At 54.5% G+C, this 14995-nt stretch carries 18 protein-coding genes and 1 pseudogene; 5 read left to right on the forward strand and 14 right to left on the reverse strand.

Annotated features, from left to right (window positions below; all coding sequences use genetic code 11):
• Window positions 1-5: 5 nt before the first annotated feature.
• Window positions 6-320 carry an EthD family reductase gene (locus tag H7850_RS13055; protein ID WP_227369983.1) on the reverse strand — a complete coding sequence of 105 codons (315 nt, stop codon included), beginning with the start codon at window positions 318-320 and terminating at the stop codon, window positions 6-8.
• Between the two features lie 221 nt (window positions 321-541).
• Here H7850_RS13055 and H7850_RS13060 point away from each other — a divergent pair, with 221 nt between their 5' ends.
• From H7850_RS13060 to H7850_RS18335, 3 genes are all read left to right on the forward strand, one after another.
• Window positions 542-1231, forward strand: a complete 690-nt coding sequence (locus tag H7850_RS13060; RefSeq protein WP_227369985.1) for a TIGR04283 family arsenosugar biosynthesis glycosyltransferase — start codon at window positions 542-544, stop codon at window positions 1229-1231.
• A 528-nt stretch (window positions 1232-1759) separates the two neighbouring features.
• A complete protein-coding gene (locus H7850_RS13065) occupies window positions 1760-2350 on the forward strand; it encodes a sigma-70 family RNA polymerase sigma factor (protein WP_227369986.1) in 591 nt (196 codons plus the stop codon).
• An 11-nt stretch (window positions 2351-2361) separates the two neighbouring features.
• Window positions 2362-2568 carry a zf-HC2 domain-containing protein gene (locus tag H7850_RS18335; protein WP_227370028.1) on the forward strand — a complete coding sequence of 69 codons (207 nt, stop codon included), beginning with the start codon at window positions 2362-2364 and terminating at the stop codon, window positions 2566-2568.
• A 49-nt stretch (window positions 2569-2617) separates the two neighbouring features.
• Here the strand turns inward: H7850_RS18335 and maiA are convergent, their stop codons facing one another.
• The 5 genes from maiA to H7850_RS13095 form a co-directional block, all read right to left on the reverse strand.
• Window positions 2618-3277 (reverse strand): maleylacetoacetate isomerase, encoded by a 660-nt coding sequence (gene maiA / locus H7850_RS13075; protein ID WP_227369988.1) that lies wholly within the window; start codon window positions 3275-3277, stop codon window positions 2618-2620.
• A 27-nt stretch (window positions 3278-3304) separates the two neighbouring features.
• Window positions 3305-4294, reverse strand: coding sequence for a fumarylacetoacetate hydrolase family protein (locus H7850_RS13080; RefSeq protein ID WP_227369989.1), 990 nt, complete (start codon window positions 4292-4294; stop codon window positions 3305-3307).
• A 34-nt stretch (window positions 4295-4328) separates the two neighbouring features.
• The gene (locus tag H7850_RS13085) at window positions 4329-5468 is read right to left on the reverse strand and encodes a homogentisate 1,2-dioxygenase (protein ID WP_227369990.1); all 1140 of its coding nucleotides are present in this window, start codon (window positions 5466-5468) and stop codon (window positions 4329-4331) included.
• Window positions 5469-5519: 51 nt separating this feature from the next.
• Entirely contained in the window at window positions 5520-6629 is a 1110-nt protein-coding gene (gene hppD, locus H7850_RS13090) for a 4-hydroxyphenylpyruvate dioxygenase (protein WP_227369992.1), read from the reverse strand.
• A 255-nt stretch (window positions 6630-6884) separates the two neighbouring features.
• On the reverse strand, window positions 6885-8444 hold the full coding sequence (locus H7850_RS13095; protein ID WP_227369993.1) for a sigma-54-dependent transcriptional regulator: 1560 nt from the start codon (window positions 8442-8444) through the stop codon (window positions 6885-6887).
• A gap of 277 nt (window positions 8445-8721) precedes the next feature.
• Between H7850_RS13095 and phhA the strand changes: the two genes are divergently transcribed.
• The gene (gene phhA, locus H7850_RS13100) at window positions 8722-9534 is read left to right on the forward strand and encodes a phenylalanine 4-monooxygenase (protein ID WP_227369997.1); all 813 of its coding nucleotides are present in this window, start codon (window positions 8722-8724) and stop codon (window positions 9532-9534) included.
• Between the two features lie 32 nt (window positions 9535-9566).
• Window positions 9567-9905, forward strand: coding sequence for a 4a-hydroxytetrahydrobiopterin dehydratase (locus tag H7850_RS13105; protein WP_227369998.1), 339 nt, complete (start codon window positions 9567-9569; stop codon window positions 9903-9905).
• Between the two features lie 9 nt (window positions 9906-9914).
• Here the strand turns inward: H7850_RS13105 and H7850_RS13110 are convergent, their stop codons facing one another.
• From H7850_RS13110 to H7850_RS13145, 8 genes and pseudogenes are all read right to left on the reverse strand, one after another.
• Window positions 9915-10388 (reverse strand): DUF302 domain-containing protein, encoded by a 474-nt coding sequence (locus H7850_RS13110; RefSeq protein ID WP_227370000.1) that lies wholly within the window; start codon window positions 10386-10388, stop codon window positions 9915-9917.
• A 39-nt stretch (window positions 10389-10427) separates the two neighbouring features.
• Window positions 10428-11099 (reverse strand): haloacid dehalogenase type II, encoded by a 672-nt coding sequence (locus H7850_RS13115; RefSeq protein WP_227370002.1) that lies wholly within the window; start codon window positions 11097-11099, stop codon window positions 10428-10430.
• A 477-nt stretch (window positions 11100-11576) separates the two neighbouring features.
• Window positions 11577-11858 (reverse strand): type II toxin-antitoxin system RelE/ParE family toxin, encoded by a 282-nt coding sequence (locus H7850_RS13120; RefSeq protein ID WP_227370003.1) that lies wholly within the window; start codon window positions 11856-11858, stop codon window positions 11577-11579.
• A complete protein-coding gene (locus H7850_RS13125; protein WP_227370010.1) occupies window positions 11855-12127 on the reverse strand; it encodes a CopG family ribbon-helix-helix protein in 273 nt (90 codons plus the stop codon). The genes H7850_RS13120 and H7850_RS13125 overlap by 4 nt, the downstream gene beginning before the upstream one ends.
• 67 nt (window positions 12128-12194) lie before the next feature.
• Window positions 12195-12362 (reverse strand): transposase, encoded by a 168-nt coding sequence (locus H7850_RS13130; RefSeq protein WP_413614160.1) that lies wholly within the window; start codon window positions 12360-12362, stop codon window positions 12195-12197.
• Window positions 12363-12448: 86 nt separating this feature from the next.
• The gene (locus H7850_RS13135) at window positions 12449-13099 is read right to left on the reverse strand and encodes a hypothetical protein (protein WP_227370012.1); all 651 of its coding nucleotides are present in this window, start codon (window positions 13097-13099) and stop codon (window positions 12449-12451) included.
• A 107-nt stretch (window positions 13100-13206) separates the two neighbouring features.
• Window positions 13207-14652 (reverse strand): caspase family protein, encoded by a 1446-nt coding sequence (locus tag H7850_RS13140; RefSeq protein WP_227370013.1) that lies wholly within the window; start codon window positions 14650-14652, stop codon window positions 13207-13209.
• Between the two features lie 220 nt (window positions 14653-14872).
• Window positions 14873-14995 (reverse strand): annotated as a pseudogene (locus H7850_RS13145) (IS1595 family transposase); the annotation flags it as partial.

Here is a 14995-nt window from a genome sequence, read left to right on the forward strand (position 1 = left end):
GGATTTCAATACCTATTGTTATTGGCCACCACCTCTCCGACCTGAATCAAAGGGTCGATATTGGTAAAGTTCGAGATATCGTCAAAAATCCTGTCACCCGCTTCCTCGATGGCTTTCTGAAATGTTTCCTGGGATTCGAAGCCGAGATGGGCCACGAGATAATAAGGAGCGTCTTGATCTATGCCTTTGGCAATGCGCAGGTATTTCAAGCCCAAAGGCTCCAGCAAAGAGATGATCAACGATGCATGTTTATCGAAATAGTAAGTATCGTCGAAACGAACTTCATCACTATTGGGATACATCACCAGGATATCCAGCATGACACTTACCTCTAGTGTGGACGTTGAAGGCGCAGGTCATTAACGCTTATATGCGGTTCAACTCGGTGTTCTCGTGTTGTTTGGTCGGTGCAGGGATCGCTACCCTTACATGGCACCCCTCGCCATGCTTCACAGCGCCCGATAACCCTCCACCGGGATCAGTGTCTTGTAAGGTGTGACTCGACCGAGGTGACAAAGCAAAAACAACTGGGTAGCTGTCCATGGCCTCATCACCACAACTCAGTATCATCATCCCGACCCTCAACGAAGAACGAGAAATAGAAAATCAGCTTGCCTCGTTACTTGGGCTGTGGGTGTGCGGTGTCGAAGTTTTGGTCGTCGATGGCGGCAGCCAAGACCGGACCGCCGCCTTGGCATCACCGTTCGTGTCGCGGGTCATCGTATGCGACCCAGGTCGTGCTCGGCAGATGAATGTCGGGGCGCATGCCAGTCAGGGTGATCATCTGCTGTTCCTGCATGCCGATACGCGACTACCGAAGCGTGCGGACCTGTTGATCGCCAAAGCGCTTGCCAGGCGCCCCTGGGGGCGTTTCGATGTGCAGCTGTCCGGACGGCATGCCATGCTTGGGGTGATTGCAAGGGCCATGAACCTGCGCTCATGGCTCACGGGCATAGCGACCGGCGATCAGGCGCTGTTCATGACCCGCGCGGCCTTCACTGCCGCCGGCGGTTTCCCTGAGCAGCCGCTAATGGAAGATGTCGAGATGACCTCTCGCTTGAAACGACTCTCGAGACCAACCTGTGTGCCTCAACGCGTGGCAAGCTCTGGGCGTCGTTGGGAACGCCACGGCCTCTGGTCCACCATGGTATTGATGTGGCGGCTGCGCTATCGCTATTGGCAAGGGGTGGACAGTCGGCGGCTCGTAAAGGCCTATCGCCATGTCCGATAAGAAAACCATTGTGTCGCGGTTAATGCCATTCATTGAGCCATTGAAAACCGCCCGGTATCAGCCTGGCGGAAATTCAAATATTCGTAACGTTGCATGTCCAGACCACGTAAAATCCTTAATACATGAAGGTCTTTAGTTCATATTGATTCAATCTTTCATGCCGCCTGCCAAAGGTCACCGCTTTAATCTCCAAGAGATAGTTGCCAGTACGGCTCCCCGGATAAGCCTTGCATGTTTCATGACTGTTTTCCTTTTCGTCTACCACCATCTGACGGCATACAGCAAAAGCTCTTATTCCCATGGCAGAAGCGAATACCCGCTCGACGAACCGTTATTTCACCTTTGTATCTTTCTTAGTAGCCAGACATATCGCGTCATTACACTCTTACCTCGATAAACAAGACAGCCCGCATGTTTAAAAACCTGTAAGGGTTTATGGAAAAAACACACAAAACAAACGTCAAGAACGGCTTGACCTCCACAAACGGGCGTTCATCATGTCATTAATAAGCCAAATGAGACGCCGCGATGACTGCATCGACGACCGACAAAAAGAACGAGAGAATGCAGCGCTTGGTGGCCGTTCGGCCGAGATTGGTCTCCTTTGCTCGTCTACAGCTTCGTGATCTCGCCCAGGCCGAAGACGCCGTTCAAGAAACACTCGTCGCCGCCATGGAAAAGAACGACAGCTTTCTGGGGCAATCAGGTTATGAAACCTGGGTATTCGGTATTCTCAAATTCAAGATACTCGATAGCCTACGTAGCCAGCGCCGCCAAGGCAACTGGCGCCCCTGGGAAGAAGAACTGGACGACGAGGCCTTTGATCGCCAATTCAAACGTAATGGACGCTGGAAAGAAGCCGCGCGTCCTTCAAGCTGGGGTGACCCGGAGGCCGCCTTCGTCAGCGAACGTTTCTGGCAAGTGTTCGATGCCTGCATGATCGCCCTCCCGGACAACATCGCACGTATCTTTTCTCTGCGGGAACTGATGGGGCTTTCCACCGAAGACATCTGCAAGGAAACCGGTATCAAGGAAAACAACTGCTGGGTCATCCTGCACCGTGCCCGATTACGTCTGCGCGCCTGTATCGAACGAGGCTGGTTATTGGGAGATTCATGATGTTCAAATTGATGATATGTCGAGAGATTACCAAATTGATGTCTCAGCGCCTTGATGTGCCCTTGGGCATCAAGGACAGGTTGTTACTGCAGATGCACATTGGTATGTGTGGCGCTTGCCGGGAGTGCAACAGGCAGTTCGAGTTATTGCACCAGGCTGGTAATGCCTATGAGCCGCTCGCCCACGAGCAAGGCAACACGACAGAAAATCTCTCTTAATCAAATCGCTAACGAAAAAACTCAGTATAGGGAGTCGGCTATGCTGAAATCACGGCGTCGCATCGGGTTGAGCCTCCGGCGCCGCCCGTCGAAACGCCTCGACTTCCCGGGCGCGGGCATCAAGCGCGACCAGTGCCGGATAAGCCGAGAGATCACACTCGTAGCGCCGGGCGTTATAAAGCTGCGGTACCAGGCACAGCTCCAGAAGCCCAGGCCGCTCGCCCAAGGAGAAAGCGCCTTCCAAGGCCGCCGCCTGAGGCTCCAGCGCCGCCAGACCCAGCGCCACCCAGTGCCGATACCAGCCTCGTTTGGTTGCGTCATCGACCTGTAGTTCCTCACTCAAGTACTGAAGCACCCGCGTGTTGTTGAGCGGATGAATGTCGCTTGCAATGTGCTGGGAAAAGCTTCGTATCTGGGCGCGGGCCCCCGGTTCCCAGGGCAGCAAGGCGGGGGCGAGGCGGGTCTCGTCGAGATACTCGACGATCGCCAGGGACTGGGACACCGACGTGCCGTCACCGTCGATGAAAAACGGTACCAGGCCCTGGGGGTTCATCTGCCGGTACTCGGTGCGGTGCTGCTCCCCGCCGTCGCGCACCAGGTGAACGCTGCGATGCTCGACCTCGATGCCCTTGAGGTTCAGGGCGATGCGCACCCGATAGGCGGCACTGGAACGCCAGTAACCATACAGAATAGGTTGCTGATTACGCATACTCTCTCCTCGCGTTGGCTGGCTGTGTCATTCGCCGGGTACGTAACGCTCAATGGCTTGATCGATAGCACCGAACAGCGAGGCACCGTCACGACTGAACATCTCGATGCGCACCCGATCACCGAACTTGAGAAACGGCGTGCGCGCCTCGCCATGCTCGAGCGCTTCGAGCATACGCTTTTCCGCCAGGCAGGCGGAGCCTTTGCTGCGATCGTAGTTGGAGACCGTGCCCGAGCCGATGACGGTGCCGGCGCCCAACGCCCGAGTCTTGGCTGCATGGGCCACCAGAGTGGGGAAATTGAAGGTCATGTCGACGCCGGCATTGGGACGACCGAACAGTTCGCCGTTGATATGGCTGACCATGTCGAGATGCGCCTTGCCGTCGCGCCAGTCGTCGCCCAGCTCATTCGGGGTGATTGCCACCGGCGAAAAGGCGGAGGACGGCTTGGCCTGGTAGAAGCCGAAACCCTTGGCCAGTTCGCCGGGAATCAGATTGCGCAACGACACGTCGTTGACCAGCATCAGCAGCTGGATGTGCTCCTGCGCCTCATCAACAGCGGTTCCCATGGCCACATCGTCGGTGATTACTGCCAGTTCGGCTTCGAGATCGATACCCCAAGCCTCGTCCGCCAGGCGGATCGGCGAGGTCGGCGCCAGGAAGGTATCGGAGCCGCCCTGGTACATCAGCGGATCGTGCCAGAAGCTCTCGGGCATTTCGGCACCGCGCGCCTTGCGCACCAATTCGACATGATTGACGTAGGCGCTGCCATCCGCCCAATGATAGGCCCGCGGTAGCGGGCTGGCGTAGTCCTCCGGTCGAAAATCGAAGGCCTCACTGCACTGGCCATCGTTCAGTGCCCGATAGCGCTCCTCCAGACGCGGGGCCATCTGCGCCCAGTCGTCGAGAGCCGCCTGCAAGGTCGGGGCGATATCGCTTGCCGCCACGGCGCGCTCAAGATCGCGAGAGACCAGCACCAGCTCGCCATCACGCCCCCGGTTCAGGGATGCCAGTTTCATCGAAAACTCCTTGCCAACAAAGAAATTGAAACCATCATTCGACCTTGCCCGGAGCCTGCCAGGAATTCACATAGGCCGCGTTCTCGACGCCTTCTGCAGTCTCGGTGATGCGCAGGCTGCGCCGGGTGTCGATCATCACCGCGACCTCATCGGTAAAGGACGCGGGATCGTCCTGGCTCTTTCTGAGAGCCTTGGGATGGGGGCCGTGGGCGAAGCCGCAAGGGTGGAAGGTGATCATCCCCTGCTCGATGTTGTCTCGAGAAAAGAAGTTACCGCGATGGTAAAACAGCACTTCGTCGTAGTCGTCGTTGTTGTGATAGAACGGCACCTTGAGCGCCCCCGGATCGGATTCAATGGGCCGCGGGCAGAAGGTACAGACGACGAAGCCACGCGCCACGAAGGTGGTATGCGCCGACGGCGGCAGGTGGTAGCGATGGCTCATCACCGGGCGGATATCGCGCCAGTTGAGACGCACCACGGTGTTGTCGCCGTGCCAGCCCACCGCATCCAAGGGATTGAAAGGAAAAGTGACGGTGGAAATCTCGCCCAGGCGTTTGACTCGAACCTGCCAGGTGTTCTCGTCCTGCTGATCGCGAAACGTCTGATCAAGGCGCGGATGATCGAGCACCGCCGGATCGAAGATCGCGTTGGGGCCGAGCATGCCCTTGTCCGGTAGCTGATAGGCACCGTCCACGTTCTCGATCATCAGGATTTCGCATTTTTCTCGAGGCTCAAGCCGCCAGGCGGTACCCCGAGGGATCACCAGATAGTCGCCGTCACGAAACGTGAGATGCCCGTAGTCGCAATAGAGCGAACCCTCGCCGTGATGTATGAACAGCAGCTGATCGCCGTCACTGTTGCGCACCAGATGGCGCATCGGCTCGCCCAGACGCCAGAAACGCAGTTCGATATCGGCGTTCTCGAGTACCAGCGGCGCCTGCCAGGGGCAGGTCGGCGCCGCCTCGATGGCGTTGAGATCGAAGGCGTGGGGGCGCAACGGCCCCTCCCAATCGATCCAGCCGGTAGGGGGATGGGTGTGGTGCATATGGCTGACCGGGCCGAAAAAGCCCTCGCGCCCCAGTTCGCGCTCGAAGGTACCGTCAGGCAGGTCACAGTGGGCCTGACGGGAGTAGGTGCCTTCCCGGATAGGAAAGTTGATCCAGCGGTGGCTCATGTTGGACTCCTCGCGATGGCTGGCAAGATGTCATCGAAACGCTGCCGCGCTTTATTCCTTGAGCACACCGCGGCGAATCTGATCTTCCTCGATGGACTCGAACAATGCCTTGAAATTGCCTTCGCCAAAGCCTTCGTTGCCCTTGCGCTGGATGATCTCGAAGAAGATCGGACCGATGACCGTTTCGGTGAAGATCTGCAGCAATATCCCTTCACGAGGCGCGCCATCCACCAGCAGATTCAATTCGCGCAGATCCTCGAGCCTTTCTTCGTGATTGGGCACTCGCGCGTCGAGCTTTTCGTAGTAGGTATCCGGGGTGGACAGGAACGTGATGCCGTTGCTTTTCAAGCCGCGCACGGTGGCGTAGATATCGTCCGTTGCCATGGCCAGGTGCTGGATGCCCTCGCCGTTGTATTCCCGCAGGAATTCGGCGATCTGGGAGTTGTCGTCGGCGGACTCGTTGATGGGAATGTGCATCTTGCCGCAGGGGGCGGTCATGGCGCGGGAGAACAGGCCGGTCTTCTTGCCAGCGATGTCGAAATAGCGGATTTCGCGAAAGTTGGCGATATCGGTATAAAAATTCGCCCACACATCCATCTGGCCACGATCGACGTTGTGGGTCAGGTGATCGAGCACCATGAGCCCCACGCTATTGGCGTTCTTGTCGATGCCGGCACTTGAGTCGGCCAGGGATTCAAAATCAATATCGTAGATGGTACGCCCCTTGTCATCGACCTTTTGATCGACGAAATAGAGCAGCGAACCGCCAATGCCCTTGATCGCGGGGATGCCCACCTCCCCTTGCCCCACTGGCGTCTCTACCGGCTCCGCGCCCTGGGCCACGGCGTAGTCGAAGGCCTGGCGGGCGTCGGCCACCTTCCAGGCCATGGCGCAGGCGCTGGGTCCGTGCACCTGGGCAAATTCTGCGGCCTGGCTGTTCGGCTCGGCGTTGAGCACGAAGTTGATGCCTTCCTGCTGGAACAGGCTGACCGCCTTGGAACGGTGCTTGCGCGTCTCGATGAATCCCATGCGCAGGAAAAGCTCGCGCAGCGCCTGCAGCCCTTCGGCGGTCGGCGCCGTGTATTCGACGAACTCGAAACCGTCGGTGCCGATGGGATTGTGCTGGGAAACCTGTGGCGTTGGGAAGGCGGAAACATTCATGATTCATCTCCAGGAGTTGTTGTTGGATGCTCTCGCCAGCGTTTCGATAAGCCTCAAGGCGAGCAATGCATTCAGCGTAAGTCGCCTGGCGACGCTTCAAAACGCTTTTTCCGTCCTCCCGGTATGCACATCGGCATACCATCGCCAAACTCGCGGCAATAAATGTTGACAGGGCCGCACGGCGCGCCAAATGGCCCGTTTTTGCGGTGTAAAAGGCTGACAACCTGTAAACCAGATTTTACAGCGGTGTTGTTTTCATTGACCCTCATCGCCGATGCCGTAGCGCTTGAGCTTGTTGGCGATAGTGGTATGCGACACGCCCAGTCGTCGCGCCAGCAGGCGACTCGAAGAGTATTCGGGATAGAGGGAGGCAAGCACGCGCTTTTCCACCTTGCCGAGAATATCGTCAAGTGGGCCGTCGAGATCGATGCCTGAAAACCCCGGCGCCTGAGCGATGGCTGGCAGGCGCAGATCGCGTACCTGAAGCTCGTCGCCTTCGCATAGCGATACCGCCTGGAACAGTACGTTCTCGAGTTGACGGGCATTACCCGGCCAGTGATACGTCGACAACTTCTTGACCACCGCCCCGGAAAGCCTTGGGGATCGACAGCCGATGTGACGAGCGGCACGATCGATGAAGCGTTGGGCAAGCTCCTCGATACCGTCCAGGCAGTCGCGCAATGGTGGAATGCGTACCGAGAGGACGTTGAGGCGATGGTAGAGATCCTGACGAAAAAGACCTTCGGCACACAGCCGCGGCAGATCCTGTTGGGTGGCACACATTACCCGCACGTTCAGATAGGTTTCCTCGTCGCTGCCCACCCGCCGAAAACCGCCGTCCTGAAGAAACCGCAGTAGCTTGACCTGTAGACGCGGGCTCATCTCGCCTACTTCATCGAGGAAGATGGTGCCGCCGGCGGTCAACTCCAGAAGCCCCAGCTTGCCTTCGGGTCGCGCGCCCTCGAAGGCACCCGGTGCGTAGCCGAACAGTTCGGTCTCGGCCATCGACTCCGGTAGCCCCGCACAGCTGAGCGCCATGAACGGCGCCTGTCCGCAGGGGCTCGCCAGATGACAGGCGCGTGCCAACAATTCCTTGCCGGTACCGGTTTCCCCCTCGATCAACAAGGGCGCATCCAGCGGCGCCATGCGCCGCGCTTGTTGCACGACCTCCGCAAGGCGCGGGCTGGCCTGGAAGATCGCCTCGAAGCCATGCATCTCCTGGCGCTGGACCTGATAAATACGCTCGCCGACACGGTCGGCGCGGTGCAGCGTCACTACCGCCCCGGCCAGCGAAGCGACATCGTCCTCGCCGGTATGCAACGGCGCAATGTCGGCCAGATAGCTGGTTTCCTTGAGCGTCAGCCGCAGTCCGTTGACCCGGGCGTTGTTACGCCGCACCAGCTCGGGCAGATCGATATCCTGGAGATACCGATCCAGCGACAGGCCGGGCACTTCGTCCACCCTCACACCGAGCATCTGACCGGCGGCCCGATTAGCAGCCACGATGCGGCCCTGCATGTCGATGGACATGACGGGGTAGGCAAGCGACGACAGCAAGGCATCGAGCTCCAGATGACGCCGCTCGCTGGGCATCAATTCCACGCGTTTGACGCCGAAGACACCCTCGATGGCTTCGAGCTTGGGCCTGAGCGTGACCAATTGGGCATTGAGCAGATGCGGGACGTGCAGATAGACGCTATTGCCCTGGTCGCCGCCGACCTCGCCACGCGCCACGTTGAGACCGTAATCGGCGAAGTGGGCCACGATATCGCGCAGGATGCCGATACGATTCTGACAATGAAACTTGAGGCGCATGGTCGACTCGATCCGATGGGCGAAAACGCTAATGACAATTCAGCGTCACGCTAACCTGACTTGCTGTCAACATAACGTGACACCTGCCTCTAGTCCCATCACGGCAACGAGCGCCTCCCACCCAGGCAAGATCGAACCGGTCTCGTTTGTCATGAAAGGTTTACGCCAGGCTTCGTCATTTTGAATACGAATGGCACTAGAGCAATGCCTCGTGTTGGCGAGAAAACACTACTCTAATAATCAAACCCAATTACAAACACGATGGACGGCCCCTGACATGAACGGTTCAAAGACGAAAAAGCCGACCAAGTATCAGGCTCACCAGCCGGACGAGAACGGCATCATTCACTACAGCGATACCGAAAACGCAACCTGGCAGGCGCTGATGCGTCGCCAAAAGGATCTCATCGAGGGTCGCGCGTGTCAGGAGTACATCGATGGCCTCGAACGCCTGACGCTACCCGAGGATCGAATTCCTCAGCTTGGCGATGTCGACCGCGTGCTGCAGCAAACCACCGGCTGGCAGACCGCACAGGTGCCGGCGCTCATTCCTTTCAACACCTTCTTCGAGCTGCTGGCCAATCGACGCTTTCCGGTGGCGACCTTCATTCGCACGCCTGAGGAGATGGATTATCTGCAGGAGCCGGATATCTTTCACGAGATCTTCGGCCACTGTCCGATGCTGACCAATCCGGCATTTGCCGAATTCACCGCCACTTATGGCAAGCTGGGGCTGGCGGCTAGCAAAGAGGAGCGCATCTATCTGGCGCGCCTTTACTGGATGACCGTCGAGTTCGGGCTAGTGGATACCGCTCAAGGCCGGCGTATCTATGGAGGCGGGATCATTTCCTCGCCCAAGGAGACGCTGCATGTGCTATCGGACGTGCCCGCACATCACCCGTTCGACCCCGTTGACGCCTTGCGCACCCCCTATCGCATCGACATCCTGCAACCGCTTTATTACGTCATCGATGACTTGAGCGCACTGCAGGAACTCGCCGAACAGGACATCATGGCCATGGTGCACGAGGCCATGCAGCATGGACTGTTCGCACCGACCTTCGAACCAAAGCAGGCGGCCAGCGCCTGACTATCCATAAACGCCCTGACAGGAGCCTTTACATGAGCCAACTTTCTCAGCAGTCCTGCGAAACCTGCAGCATCGACGCCCCTCAAGTCTCCCAAGCTCAGCTCGATGATTTCAAGACCGCCATCCCTGACTGGGAAATCGTCGAACGGGACGGCATTGCGCAGCTGGAGCGGGAATTCAAGTTCCGAAACTTCAAGCAGGCACTGGAATTCACCAATCGCGTCGGCGAGATTGCCGAAGACGCCGGCCACCACCCGGCGCTGCTCACCGAATGGGGTAAGGTCACGGTGACCTGGTGGACGCATGCCATCAAGGGACTGCACAAGAACGACTTTATCCTGGCAGCCCGAACTGACGAACTAGCGTCGTAAGCAAGCGTTTCAAGATCCTGCCGCGGTCTCGGCCAAGGACCGGAGAATCTTGGTGATCTTGTTCAGCGGTAGGTCGCACTCCTGTAGTTCGTGACGCTCGGCAAGATAGGCAGGATCGTTCCACTCGATGAGCGTTGCATCGCCCTCTTCACGGATCACCATCTTCTGGGGCAGATCCAGCGCCGTGCTGCCCTGGCACTGCATCAACGGCGTACCCGCCTTGGGATTGCCGAAGATTACCGTGCGTGTGGGCGGCAACTGCATATCCACCTTCTCGGCATTCTGGGTATGGTTGATCACGGTGAACAGCGTCAGGCCCTTGTCTTCCAGCGCATCTTTCAAACGCGATTCCACCTCATCGACCGAATCTTGGGTCGTTACATGCTCGATGCCAGGAAAGGCATGATCGGATTGCGCCATGGCGATGTTTACCGCACCCGCCAAAACCAGAGCCGCCAACGTGGCGGGCAGTTGATTACTCATGCTGTGCTCCTTGGATTGCTGAAGAAGTAACGGAAACCTTCAAGTAATACGATCCACCAGTTCATTGAGATCCGAGACGGTCATATCCGGTTCGCCGCCCCAGGTATCGAAGGGCGCCTCGGCGCTACGGCGTATCCAGGTCACGTGCAGGCCAGCATGCTTGGCGCCGATCAGATCGAAAGGATTGGAGGATATCAACCACACATCCTGAGCTGCCACTTCCAGGCGGTTGTGTAGGTGGGCGTACACCGCCGGATCGGGCTTGAAACGCTTGACCTCCTCGACGCTGACAATGTCCTCGAAATATTCGAGAATCCCCGCCTGCTCTAGCAAACCGTTGACCGCCTCGCGACTGCCATTGGAAAACGCCACGCAGCGCAGTTTCGATGAATCCGCTAAGCGCGCCAAGGCATCCGCCGCATCGGTAAACGCCGGCAGTCGCCCGTAAGTCGCCATCAGCGCATCCTTGTCATTATCGGAAAGCTGGGTTTGCAGGGCGCGGTCGACGAACTCCAGCCCATCTCTGGTGCACTGCGAAAAATCTGCATAGGCGCCCATCAGGCTACGTCGAAAAGCGTACTCGAGCTGCTTATCTCGCCAGCGCTGAGAGAACGTGGGGGTTTGATCGCCGACCAGCTCCTGTAGCTGCTCATTGATCCCTTGGGTATCGATCAGGGTGCCATAGACATCGAACGCCAGAACCGTGGACATCGTTCACTCCTTTGAAATGGAAAATCGTCTATCAAGAGCATAGTGGTTAAGGAGCCGATACGATATGGGGATAACTATACTTGCTGAACCCCTCGCGACGCAGCCAGGCGGGTGATGGCCATGTCCAGCACGCTGACGCCAGGCAGAACGCTAACGACGTCAAGGCAGAGGCGTTTACTGCTTATTCATCCTGAAATTTGTGCACCCATGCTAGAATCGGTGGGTGCGCTTTTTGATACGAGAAACATCCATGAATATGAAACTTGAGCAAGTCATTCTAGAGACGAAAGGGCTTTCAGCTAATGATCGAGCCTTACTCGCTCATTGCCTTATTTCCAGCCTGCAAGGCCGGATATAAACCATTGCGGCAAATGGATAACCTTGCACACTTCGCTCTGCGGATCGTTGAGCGCACCGGTGGCTTTGACGTAGCTAAGCGGAGACAAAGGTATCCGAGTGCCGCGGCTGGTTAAATTGCTATCGTTCACCCTCCATACCATGCCATACCCGAAGAATGATGATGGTACTGGTATGAACCGAATATCGAACGACATATTTACCGAAAACCATATCTCGAACAGAGTCAGGTACCGGAGCCATTTCAACTGGTGTGCCGATTTTGGGGAAGTCTGGAAGTAATTCGATTTTGCCAACCAGTTCGGAGGCAATCCTGGCTGCCGCCGACGAGTTGTGCACCGCAATGAACTCCCTGAGACGCTTCAAATCTTCAATGGCTTCATCCGTATAAACCAGTTTCACTTACCTGATCTCGGCGCACCCTGCTCGTTTTCGGTTCCCCAGCTATTAAGCCAACTGTGAACCTCGCTTGCATCAACAACCTTGCCTTGAGCGGCAGACTCCATTGCCTCCAACGTTTGTTTCCACCGCTCTTGCTCAAGCTGCTGCTTTTCTATGTATTCTGACAATGCCTGGTTGATTACCCAGCCTTTGCTCCGGTGTAGCCTGCTGGCGATTGCTTCCAGGTGCTGTTCAACTTCTGCTTGAAGGCGAACTGTGGTGACACTCATGAGTATTCCCTCGAATTTATCGACTACAATGTATTACACCATAGTTAGCGAGGGTGCGGCAAAAATTTTACGCCCGCATTTGCGGCTGGTTTGGTGACAGCATGAACGGGTGAATATCCAGCGCTTCGGCCACCCCTTTGGCGCTCCGGTGGGCCTGGTGGCTCCATTCCACTGCTTTGACTTTGAACTCAGTGCTGTACTGCTGAGTTTTCTTCCCCATGATCATCTCCGGCATCGGTGTTCTCCTGTTGCGGAGTTATCAATGCGTGTCTACTAGATCGGGGGAAGTCCACCGCGCGCTACAGCGACTTGTTACGTGTTTTAGCAGTGATATTCCCACGCATCATCAATGGGGCAGCTTACGATCCGTTTTTGAATGTCGCTTTTTACATAGTCGACAAACTCCATCATCTCTGTTTCTTCATTAAAACATGCAAGTTGATCCCAGTTTCTTGTGATTTCATTGTTTTCTGACCAAGGTGTGAGTGGACAGCTGTCTGGGTCATCTTGGTACATTTTTTGTAGCGTAAGAAAATGCAGAAATGCTATTTCTAGTTTTTCATCTGTAATACTTTCCGTTAATAGAAGCCGAAACATTTTTCCATTTTTCATAGGAAACGCAAACGACATGTTTCTGGAAAACTCCGATTCAACTGCCTTACCACCAACTGTAAACAATTGCTCGTCTATAGTTTTCTGTTTTCCGAAACATTTCCTGGCCAAGTTCTTTATAACATCCACTGTCGCTTCAGCTGCTTTTTCGCCGAGTTTTCCAAAGTAGGACTTGGCAAATGGGCCTGCGATATAGACGACCACGGCAGTAGGGATTAACCATTCTAGTAATGCTTGAGGATCGGTCGCACGAACTTTCACTAACGAGCAGTTGATCTCATTCTCCGAGCAGATATTTTTAACATCACGAAAATCCGTTTCATCTGCTGCGGTTTCTTTATAAAGGATTTTGAATTCCATTCATTATCTCCGAAAGCATATTACGCGTAACGCTGCCAGCATGCGCGGCTTTGTAGTGAAGGCGAAGCCGCAACGGAAAAGACGTCGCCGTGCCTGGCCTTGTTAACTTACTTCGCTACAGTGTGACCATAGGGAAATAAGATTTTGGACTTTTTATCCGCGTCAAAGTCAAAATTGATTGTTAGCTTGGAGCTTGGTATCAGCATATCTTCAGAAATTCGTCTCTCAAGCGCCGCTTTCCGTAGGGCCTCATAAGGCACTTCACCATCTTCCTCATAGAATCCATAATCCTCATCCTCACGCAGAATGTTTATGCCGCCCAGATGAATACCGATTACCTTACGCTCACCTTCTTGGTTTTCGTTTGTTTCTATGTCAATTGACACACTTCTATCTTTCCCAGGTATAATATGAAAACGATTTGGATAATTTGCCAATATATCTGAGACAAACTTGAAGGATTCATCAAATTCAGAATATTGTTGATATTCAAAAACTTTATTAAATTTCGATGTCTTGAAGTTTTCTCTCAGCTCACCTTTGGAGTTAAAAAATATCTCAAACAACATTCCCTCCAAAACTGAGGCTCTCAACTCGCCATCTACATCCTGAGTTTTATCTCGAAACCCTGAAATGAATTCAGTTGCGCCATTGGCGCTTCCACATGCTGCTTGATAAATATTTCTTCCTAATACAAAAGCTGAATCCACATCAGAAGAGTTAATGTCTGTAGACGTGAGATTTCTTGCCGCTGGATTTTGGGTATACCAATCATGTGATTTTAGGTCAGAAATGACTTCATGCAGGTCTGTATCCGATTTTATGTGAAACAGCTCGTCTGAAATTGACTCTTTTTTGTACTTACCTACAGCGTTAACCAAACTTATATAAAAGAAAAAATCACCAGATAAAGACGTATGCTCCCATGAGGTCTGTCTATTTTTTGTAATTACCGAGAGTGAATTTCTAACTCGTTTAAACATCTCTTCTATGGGAATATCTGGTGAAGATATGTGCTTGAGTAAAGCTTCGGTGTAACAGCCATTCCTTCCTGCTCCATCACCAGCCACCTCGCCTGGCGAGGTGGCAAATGCAATCATAGTACCTTTAGGAGCAAATACAGGTGCCAACCCCCTTTGAGCCGGAGTTCTTTGCCATGCCCGTTCATACGGGTTATTTCGGCATGCATCCAATATAACTATATTAGTTTTATTGTTACTTCTTTCCATTATATCAATGACTTTGTTTAATGGATAAGATGAGTATTTTGCATCCATTTCCGTGTCAAACTCGGTATCGACGGCTGTTATATAATTCTCCCCCTCTATTTGCATCCCATGACCAGCAAAATAAAAAAGACCTATATCATTACTATTTAGATTATCTCTAAACGACTTAACCGAATCATCGATATCTCGTTTCTGTGCATTAGAAAGGTGGATGACAGAAAAGCCAAATTCAGATAGTTTTGCTGAGACATCTTCAGAATCATTTGTGGCATTCTTTAACTCTTGACCCGGATAATCTGAATTCCCAATGACCAATGCAGTCATTTTTCTACTCATATCTGGAATTTCCCTTTTTAGTTAACAGGTATTAGACGGAACGCTCTGATATTGAATGAACGCGTTGGCGTGTTCAACAATGTTATCTAGCACGTCTTTCTTCGCCTAACCCACTGATATCACAAAGTATTGAGAATGGCTCGGCAGCCTATGCAGAATTCGCGCGCTTGCGCGTTTTGCCAGGATCAATAATACTGTATGTATATGGCTATGTTGGCATCTGCTGTTGGTCGAGGCCGATCGCCGCCCGAAGCCACGCCTCCTCAGTTGACTTTGCAGTTTCAAACAACCGCCGCCATGCCAAGTAATTCGGTAAATACGCTGTCCCCAC

The sequence above is a fragment of the Halomonas sp. M20 genome (genome assembly GCF_020622265.1).
GTDB lineage: Bacteria > Pseudomonadota > Gammaproteobacteria > Pseudomonadales > Halomonadaceae > Modicisalibacter.